The organism is Atribacterota bacterium (genome assembly GCA_028703475.1).
In the GTDB taxonomy this organism is placed as follows: Bacteria; Atribacterota; Phoenicimicrobiia; order Phoenicimicrobiales; family Stramentimicrobiaceae; genus JAQVMU01.
Genome location: JAQVMU010000069.1, coordinates 1 through 8,685 on the forward strand (window position 1 = coordinate 1; position 8,685 = coordinate 8,685).

Below are 8,685 nucleotides of genomic sequence, written 5' to 3' on the forward strand. Positions count from 1 at the left end.
ACTCAAAAAAAATTAAAAGAAAAAAGTAATGTTATGATGCAGGGATAAGTAGTTTTCAGTAATAAATCCATAACATTTCCTTGGTCTGCTTTCAGAAAGCTTGCAATGACAAAGACACAGTATACCGTATAGCTTATTACGTATAACGTTTGAATACAATAAAAAACTTGTCAGCAAATACAAGACGTGAGAAGAATATAAGGATATGGAATAACAAAGATGCAGGGTTGCACGAATGTAAAATTAGTATATGGTATTTGGTATATAGTATAATTTCAATATGGTTAAGAGTTAAGAACTGATAAGTGATGGGTTCAAAGGTCAGTTGCGGCTTTTTGATCGATGATAATAGTCACATCCTGATGAAGCTGCAATACAGTTGCCGGTACCTCAGTGCTGACAGGTCCCTTAATAGTTCTTTCAATTGCATGGGCTTTTTTTCTACCATTGGCTAATAAGATAATTTTTTTTGCTTTCATTATAGTTCCAATTCCCATAGTAATCGCTTGTTTGGGTACTTCTTGAATATTATTAAAATACTGGGAATTTGCCCGGATGGTTGCTTCTGATAAGTTGACCAGATGAGTCTTGCTATTTAAACCAATGGCAGGTTCATTAAATCCCAGATGTCCATTATCCCCAATACCCAATATTTGCAGGTCAATCCCGCCATTTTTTTGAATAAGATTTTCATATTGATTGCATTCTTCCTTAATATTTTCAGTTACCCCGTTTAGTAGGTGTATATTTTCTTTTTTGATGTTGATATGTTTTAAAAAGTTATTCCACATATAATAATGATAACTCTGTGGATGTTTGGATGATAAGCCGTAGTATTCATCCAGGTTAAAAGTAGTGATTTTAGAAAAATCTATTTCGCTTTTATTAAACATGTTAATCAGTTCCTGATACATTCCAATCGGGGTTTGACCAGTAGCCAAACCCAGGACGGTATTTTTCTTCTGTGTAATCTGGTCGGCAACCAGCTGAGCCGCTTGAACACTGAGTTGGCGATAGTTTCTGACAGTCACAACATTCATATATCTTCTCTCCTGAATTTAACTCACCCTGAAACTATAAAATTATATTTCAAAGTATTTACTTAATTTTGGAATAAATAAAAGTAAAGATAAGGTTTAATTATTTATATTTTATATAATCCAACTCACTATATATGGGAAATTTCCCAACTAGTGGTTTTATATAATCAATGTATTCCTTAGTTACAAAGTTTCCACAGTCATTAATATATTTATCATCCATTGGCTTTATTTTTAAGGCTGTATCTTCAAAGGGAACTGTACTTAATTTTATCTGATAAGGGAAAGAATTAGTCCGTATAATAGAAACCATTACTCCCGATATACTCTCTTCGGCTAACTTTATAGCTTTCACTCCACAGGCATAGGCTTCTTCCAGGTCTACCCTGCTTGCCCTGTCTATAGCACACATGGATAAAGACTCAGTTATCTGGAATTCACCTCTGAAATCTGTTTCCTGATGGATAATCTTGTGTAAATTAAGTGCAGCACTTCCTCCACCCATGGCTCCAAATTCAAAATCATTATTGCTATTCTCTGAATGCAGACTGGCTACAAATCTATCATCTTTCCATTTTATACCTTCACCGCAAACTATATATACCCATCCGTATTTTTTTATACAATCCTCTACATCAGACAGGAATCCTTCTCTGGAGAAAGGTCTTTCGGGAATATAGATAAGATGAGGAGCATCTGATTCCTTTTTTTTTGCCAGTGCTGCTGAAGCAGCCAGCCAGCCGGTATCTCTTCCGACAGTCTGGAAAACAACATATTTATCTACACTCTGCATATCCCGGGCAAGTCTGCCTGCCTGCTGTACCGAAAGACAAGTATATCGTGCTGCAGAAGCAAATCCGGGGGCATGGTCAGTGCCACAAAGATCATTATCTACTGTCTTTGGGATTCCGATTATGCAAACCTGATAATTTTTTTCTTTACAATATTGTTCAATCTGCTTATTGATTTGCATGGTTCCATTGCCTCCGATAAGAAAGACATAACCAATATTATGTTTTTGAAGCTGTTTCAGGATGAGAGGAAAATCATCTTTTTTCAGAATATATCTACAAGAACCCAGGATTGAGCCAGGGGTTTGCCAGAGCGATTGAAGGACTTCGGGGTTTTCTGTCCCCAGATCAATAATTTTATCTTCCAGTAAACCTATAATTCCGTCTCTCATTCCCAAAATATGATTTATTTTTTTTGATTTAAGCCCTGCTTGAATGAGCCCGCAAAGACTCGAATTAATTACAGAGGTTGGCCCACCTAACTGACCAATAACAGCATTTTTTTTCATTAAAAATCCTTATTTCTATATAAATTTTTATTGCTTAAATATATTACATAGATAAACATACAGGCATAGAAATTGTTTTTTTTACCTATTTACTTATTGTATTTAATGTGCATATATGAAAACTATTGCCGGTATTTTGAATAGGTATCAAAGCCTACGGCTGAAAGGATTATAGCCCCTTTAACGACATACTGAACATAAATATGTATACCCATAAGATTGAATACATTAGCAATAATGGTCAGTAACAAAACACCAATGAGTGTCCTGACAACCGAACCTTCACCACCGGAAACACTGGTTCCTCCAATTACTGTAGAGGCAATTGCATCTAATTCATAACCCTGTCCGGCAAGAGGGGTAACTGATAAAAGCCGTGAAGCATAAACAATACCGGCCATAGCAGCCATTAAACCTCCTACAACAAAAGTAAGAATATGATAATAATCTACCTTCACGCCTGAAAGTCTTGCTGCTTCTTTATTTCCACCAAGTGCACTGGCATATCTTCCAAACCTGGTTCTTGTTAAAATAAATTGCCATAAAACTACCATTATAATAAGAATAATGATAGGGAATGGTATTGGTCCCAGGTACCCCGTACCTATATAGGCAAAATCCGGAGCCTCTACATAAACAGGATATCCACCAGTATAAAGGTATGCCAGGCCTCTGATAATCGTCATGGTGCCCAGTGTGGCAATTATTGCCGGAATGTGAACTTTTGCTGTTAAGAAGCCGTTAAAAAATCCAAAAATGGCACCTATTATTAACACAAGCAATACAGCCAGGCTCCAGTGCATATGGTGTTGCAGACCAACACTCATAGCTGCTGTTAAAGCAAGCAATGACCCGACTGAGATATCAAATCCTCCTCCGATAATGACAAAGGTTGTTCCAATTGCCATTATTCCTATAATAGAGCTTTGTCTGAGTACATTGATAATATTAGGCCAGGACAAAAATCCCGGGGTAATGAAAGATAACAGAATGCATAATAATAAGAATATAAATAATATTCCGTTTTTACTTACTAAATTCCAGTATTTTTTTAAATTTTCATTTGTATTTTTTTTCATAACCTTTTCTCTATTAGTATTTTATTAAATATTTTTTACACAATTTGTAAAATTTATTTACTTTTCTTCAATATAGTTCTCATAACTTCTTCCTGGGTGACGCCCTGATGAAATTCATCAGTGATTACACCATTGCTTAAGACTAATATCCTGTCTGAGACTTTTATTACTTCCGGCACTTCAGAAGATATAAATATAATACAAACACCTGCTTCAGCCAGCTTACGGACAATATTATAAATCTCCAGCTTGGCTTTTACATCAATTCCCTGAGTGGGTTCATCCATTATTAAAACTTTGGGTTCAGTCTGCAACCATTTAGAGATGGCAACTTTCTGCTGATTCCCTCCACTCAAATATCTTGTAATCTGCTTAACACCGGAAGTTCTTATGTCCAATTTTTCTATCGCCTGTTTTGCTATTGCATATTCTTTTGATGGTGAAATAATTCCGTTGTTTAAAACCTGGTTCAGGGTAGGAAGAGTAATATTTTTATATAGTTCTAACATAAGAATAAGGGCATCTTTTTTCCTGTCTTCCGGAACCAGTGAGATACCTTGTTTAACAGCATCAAGGGGTGATTGAATCTGGACCGGTTTTTCATTAATGAAAATTTGACCGCTTTCCATCTTATCAGCTCCAAATATAAGCCTGGATAACTCTGTTTTTCCTGCCCCCCTGAGACCTGCAATGCCAAGAACCTCTCCTGCGCAAGCTTTAAATGAAATACCGTTTACTCTGGGTTTTCTCTTCAGGTTCTCTACCTTTAAGACAGTTTCCAGGCATTTTTCATGTCCGGTAAATTTAGAAGTATAAGCATCTTTTAAAGTCTCTCCGACCATCATGGTAATCACTTTCTCCTGATCCACCTCTTTGGTAGAAACAGTATCTATTTTTTCACCATCTCTTAAAATTGTAATTCGGTCTGCAATCCTGAACACTTCTCCTAAAAGATGGGTGATATATAAAATACTTATATGATTTGATTTTAGTTCAGAAATGATTCTAAAAAGATGTTCTATTTCATCTGCTGATAAGGAAGCAGTCGGCTCGTCCATAATAATAAATTTAGCTTTGTGAATTAGGGCTTTTAAAATCTCTACCAATTTTTGTTCTGCTACTCCCAAATCTCTTACTTTATCATGAGGAGATAATTCAAACCCCAGCTGTTCGGTAATCTCCAAATATTGCTGGTAAATCTTTTTTTCATCAATTATGCCTAATCTGATGAACTGCTCTGCTCCCAAAAAAATGTTTTGTATAACAGTTAATTGTGGTATCAGACTGTTTTCCTGATAAATCGCGCTGATTCCACTTTGAAAAGCCTGGGCAGGTGAATTAAAGTCCACTTTTTGGTTATCAAAAAAGATTTCGCCTGAATCTTTTTTATACGCACCAACTATTGATTTAATCAATGTCGATTTTCCGGCTCCGTTTTCTCCTACCAGGGCATGTACTTCACCCTCATTTATCTCTAAATCTATATTATTCAGTGCAACTACCCCGGGGAAAGTCTTTCTTAATTTTATTACCTTTAATAAGGGATTATTTTTTTTCATATCTGTTACTGTTTTAATAAGAAATCACCTACAAATTTTATATTTTCGTCTGGTATCTTCAACAGATTCCAGGACATAATCATACCTTTTAGATTAAGCTCAAAAATCAAACTTAAATATTTTTCCAAAATTTGTTTATCCACATAAGATATCCCGCGAATTTGTACTGAATCCAAACCTGGATAAATATTTACACCTTCTTTTAAGTTATAATTCTGTATTTGCTTTATTTCCTGATAAATAATGTTCTCAGTAACACCTTTTTCTAAAATATCATTTATTGAACCGGGTAGATTTACTCCAAGTATCCTGCTAATTTCACGGATTAACTTGTGTTCTTTTAAATCAGGATTAATGTTCATTATGGCTTCAGTAAAACAGGAAAATTCCAGAGGAAGACCTGCTGGTCCTGCAGTATGGCAATACAACATGGGTTTAATCCAGTCACAAATACCTGATAATAATTTGTAATTCTGGGCTGATAAATATGCAATTGAGGGGGCAAATAAATTTAATCCTACTGTTTTTCCATTTTGTTTTGCATAATCTGCAAACATTTTTGTAAGCTGAAATATACTGTTTTCCCGGAAATTATAAAATTTAGTCAGGTTATTGCGAATAATTACATCAGACAGGTTTCTGTAACCTGAAAAATCCTTTATTTTCATATCTTTTAATTCTTGCAATAAATCTTTTATCTTATCGCGATAATGGTTTAGGTCCTCATTATAATCTTTTTGAAACTTATCCTGGCATGCCTGACAAAAACAGGTAAAAAGTGTTTCAAAACCATTGGCAGGTGAAGGGAATCGAATCCTGTCCAATAGAACACCATCAAACCCCTCTTCCAATAATTGTTTCTGATAGTGTTTAAAAACTTCCATTACATATTTTTCTTCATTTGGACATAGAAATAAAAAATCTTCCTCCACATGCCCTAATTTCTTCCAGCGACCGATTTTTCCATGACCAGGTTTTCCATTAAATGCTTCCACAGACTGTTCAGGTTTAATTTGAAAGGCAGATATGTCAGCTAAAACCGGGTACCAAAGATAAGTCTTAATCTTAAAGTTTGAACAGACTTCCTGGATCAAGGCAAGATTCTTTTTATGATTATCAGGCCATATAATTATGGCATCCAGATCAAGCGTTTCTTTGGCAATCGCTATTTTCCTCTTTAGATAATCATTTTTTATTAAGGCATCAGTCTCAATATTATTTAGAACAATTTGGCAACTAATCCACTTTTTTTTCATAATTTAAAACAAATATATTTATTTGCCCCCATCATATTACTTACAACAATTGATATTTACATATTACTGATACTTGCACCTGATTACATCTCAGGTTCAAACTCATCTACATTATCCTGAGTTACAATAATGTGTTTAATTTCTACAAATTGAGGAACCTCTTCACCCTTTAAATGATTTGCGGTAACCTCAACAGCTTTGTATCCTTCTTCAACAACTGAAAAGTAAGTGCTGGCTGTAACTTTTCCATTTTCAATATATGGAACTAGTTCTTTTGCATACTCGAGCCCGGTGACATATACATCAGTGACACCTGCGTTTTCTAATGCCATTGCTGCAGCGATTGCCCCACTCCACCATTGACAGCTGACCAGGTCAACCGGTCTACCGCTCTGGAGAAAAGCTTCCATAAATGCAAGCGAACCTTCTTTGGTCCAGCCTTCAATAGGTCTCTTTTCCACAATATTCCAGTTTGGATGTTCTTCTGCAACTTTCATAAAGCCTTCTTCCCTCATTCTCTGGGCAAAAGTTCCCGGTTGGCCTTCAATCAGCACTATATTTGCTTCTTTGTCACCTAAAAGCTGTGCAGCCATTTCAGCCTGAATAATCCCTGCCCCAATCTCAGATCTGCCGATAAAAGATACTACTCCTGGAAATTTACCTTCAGGATCTGTGCCAAGGGCATTGGTAAAAGTTATCAAAGGAATATTTGCTTCATTGCATAGTTGTACTGCAGGAATTAAGCCCATATTATCTGCGGTACAGAGCATAACTGCATCTACACCTCTAACGATAAAGTTTTCGACCTGGGAAAGCTGTTTTCCTGCATCCCATTCAGCATCTGCATATATTATATCTAAACCATAATCCTCTGCTGCCTGGTCTATACCTCTACGCTGGACACTAAAAAATTCAACGCTTCCCGGAAGTAATACTGCTACATTGGGTTTTTCTTCCTGGGCAGAAGAAACTGAAAACACAGCAAATACAAAAGCTAAAAGCAACATGGTTAGAACAAATGATTTTATGTATCTTTTCATTACAAAATCCTCCTGAATTTATTTAATATTTTCCTCTTATTTACATTTCAAACACTTGCTATTTATATTCACATCACCGCCTTTATCAGAATTAATTTATGTTTTTTTATTCATGACAGTAAGGTTTTTAATTTTCAGGAATACTTTCTCCACTCAATGGATTCATACCTTGGGGCCCTAATTTTGTCAATTTTTTCAATTTAATTAATGGGTGCTAACCCGTTCTTTTTTAAAGGTGCAAATACTTTTACCGCAGCGCCGATTAAAACACTATCCTCTCTCAATTTTGAAAATTCTATCCTGGGAACAAATGGAACAATGTTCTGAAGTGCTGTTTTGATTTCTTCTAAAAAAATGGACGGTAAAATTGATATTCCGCCTCCGATAACAACTAACTCCGGATTTAGAACACATGAAATATTTCCAATTCCATAAGCTAAAAATTTCAATGTCTCTTTAATAATACCAGCTGCAACACTGTCACCCTCAGCAGCAAGTTTAAATATTTCCATTATCTTAACCTGCTTCCCTATCCTCTTTCGCGCCTTTTCAATAATAACCCTGGAACTGGCTAATTTTTCCAGGCAGCCAAAATCTTTGGAATTTTTAGGAGCATATTCAGGATCAACAAGAAGATAGCCTATCTCTCCCACGGCATTGTTAGCGCCTTGATGAAGCTTTCCGTTAATTATGATGCCAGCACCTATCCCGGTTCTTTCTCCAACAAATACAAAATTATCAAACTCCTGTGCAATTCCCTTCGCTTTTTCCCCTAATGCCATCAGATTAACATCGTTCTCAAGAATAATAGGTATATCAGGTTCGCTTAAACTTAGATCATTAATTGATATTTCCCAATTTAAATATGGAGCAGCGGTGATTTTCATTTCATTATAATCTATTATTCCCGGAACACCGATACAGATATTTAATATTTTTTTTAGTGGAATTTCTATCTCTTCTAAAAAATCATTTATGATAATGCTAAGGGTATTTTTAAGATTTTGGATAGTGAAAGGGTCTTTCTCGTGGTAGGATTTTTCTTTAACAATATCACAGGATAAATCCATCAAAGCTACTCTTATTCCATTTTCGCTTCCTAAATCTACAGCAATTATATATGCACTTTCAGAATTTATCTGTATTAAGATTGGTTTTTTACCACCGGAAGAATCACCTTTTCCAATTTCGCTGACAATACCCCTGTTAATTAAATCCCTGACAATGGCAGAAATAGTAGGTGGAGTTAAACCGATTATCTTTCCGATGGCTGCTCTGGAAATAGGACCGTTATTTTCAATAACCTTTAAAACTAAACCTTGATTAATGTTCTTTATATCCATTTAATCAATCCATTTCATTTTTTAAAGTAGAAAATATATTTCTGTAATGTTATTCAAAATTTTATTCG

7 protein-coding genes are annotated in these 8,685 nt (G+C 35.3%); all 7 read right to left on the bottom strand.

Features of this window, described 5'->3' with window-relative positions; all coding sequences use genetic code 11:
* Positions 1-314: 314 nt before the first annotated feature.
* The 7 genes from nagB to PHQ99_07055 all read right to left on the bottom strand — a co-directional run bounded on the left by nagB (position 315) and on the right by PHQ99_07055 (position 8,617).
* The gene (gene nagB, locus PHQ99_07025; protein MDD4289321.1) at positions 315-1,040 is read right to left on the bottom strand and encodes a glucosamine-6-phosphate deaminase; all 726 of its coding nucleotides are present in this window, start codon (positions 1,038-1,040) and stop codon (positions 315-317) included.
* A gap of 100 nt (positions 1,041-1,140) precedes the next feature.
* Positions 1,141-2,340 (bottom strand): diphosphate--fructose-6-phosphate 1-phosphotransferase, encoded by a 1,200-nt coding sequence (locus tag PHQ99_07030; GenBank protein MDD4289322.1) that lies wholly within the window; start codon positions 2,338-2,340, stop codon positions 1,141-1,143.
* 122 nt (positions 2,341-2,462) lie between these two features.
* Positions 2,463-3,419 carry an ABC transporter permease gene (locus PHQ99_07035; protein ID MDD4289323.1) on the bottom strand — a complete coding sequence of 319 codons (957 nt, stop codon included), beginning with the start codon at positions 3,417-3,419 and terminating at the stop codon, positions 2,463-2,465.
* A 53-nt stretch (positions 3,420-3,472) separates the two neighbouring features.
* The gene (locus tag PHQ99_07040; GenBank protein MDD4289324.1) at positions 3,473-4,978 is read right to left on the bottom strand and encodes a sugar ABC transporter ATP-binding protein; all 1,506 of its coding nucleotides are present in this window, start codon (positions 4,976-4,978) and stop codon (positions 3,473-3,475) included.
* Positions 4,979-4,983: 5 nt separating this feature from the next.
* Positions 4,984-6,234 carry a hypothetical protein gene (locus PHQ99_07045; GenBank protein ID MDD4289325.1) on the bottom strand — a complete coding sequence of 417 codons (1,251 nt, stop codon included), beginning with the start codon at positions 6,232-6,234 and terminating at the stop codon, positions 4,984-4,986.
* Between the two features lie 83 nt (positions 6,235-6,317).
* On the bottom strand, positions 6,318-7,274 hold the full coding sequence (locus tag PHQ99_07050; protein MDD4289326.1) for a sugar ABC transporter substrate-binding protein: 957 nt from the start codon (positions 7,272-7,274) through the stop codon (positions 6,318-6,320).
* Between the two features lie 200 nt (positions 7,275-7,474).
* Positions 7,475-8,617, bottom strand: coding sequence for an ROK family transcriptional regulator (locus PHQ99_07055; GenBank protein MDD4289327.1), 1,143 nt, complete (start codon positions 8,615-8,617; stop codon positions 7,475-7,477).
* Positions 8,618-8,685: the final 68 nt, after the last annotated feature.

What these genes read in the sequence shown, in the direction of transcription:
- PHQ99_07040 (MDD4289324.1), bottom strand. Translation starts at nt 4,978, where the DNA reads ATGAAAAAAAATAATCCCTTATTAAAGGTAATAAAATTAAGAAAGACT.
- PHQ99_07050 (MDD4289326.1), bottom strand. Translation starts at nt 7,274, where the DNA reads ATGAAAAGATACATAAAATCATTTGTTCTAACCATGTTGCTTTTAGCT.
- PHQ99_07045 (MDD4289325.1), bottom strand. Translation starts at nt 6,234, where the DNA reads ATGAAAAAAAAGTGGATTAGTTGCCAAATTGTTCTAAATAATATTGAG.
- PHQ99_07055 (MDD4289327.1), bottom strand. Translation starts at nt 8,617, where the DNA reads ATGGATATAAAGAACATTAATCAAGGTTTAGTTTTAAAGGTTATTGAA.
- PHQ99_07035 (MDD4289323.1), bottom strand. Translation starts at nt 3,419, where the DNA reads ATGAAAAAAAATACAAATGAAAATTTAAAAAAATACTGGAATTTAGTA.
- nagB (MDD4289321.1), bottom strand. Translation starts at nt 1,040, where the DNA reads ATGAATGTTGTGACTGTCAGAAACTATCGCCAACTCAGTGTTCAAGCG.
- PHQ99_07030 (MDD4289322.1), bottom strand. Translation starts at nt 2,340, where the DNA reads ATGAAAAAAAATGCTGTTATTGGTCAGTTAGGTGGGCCAACCTCTGTA.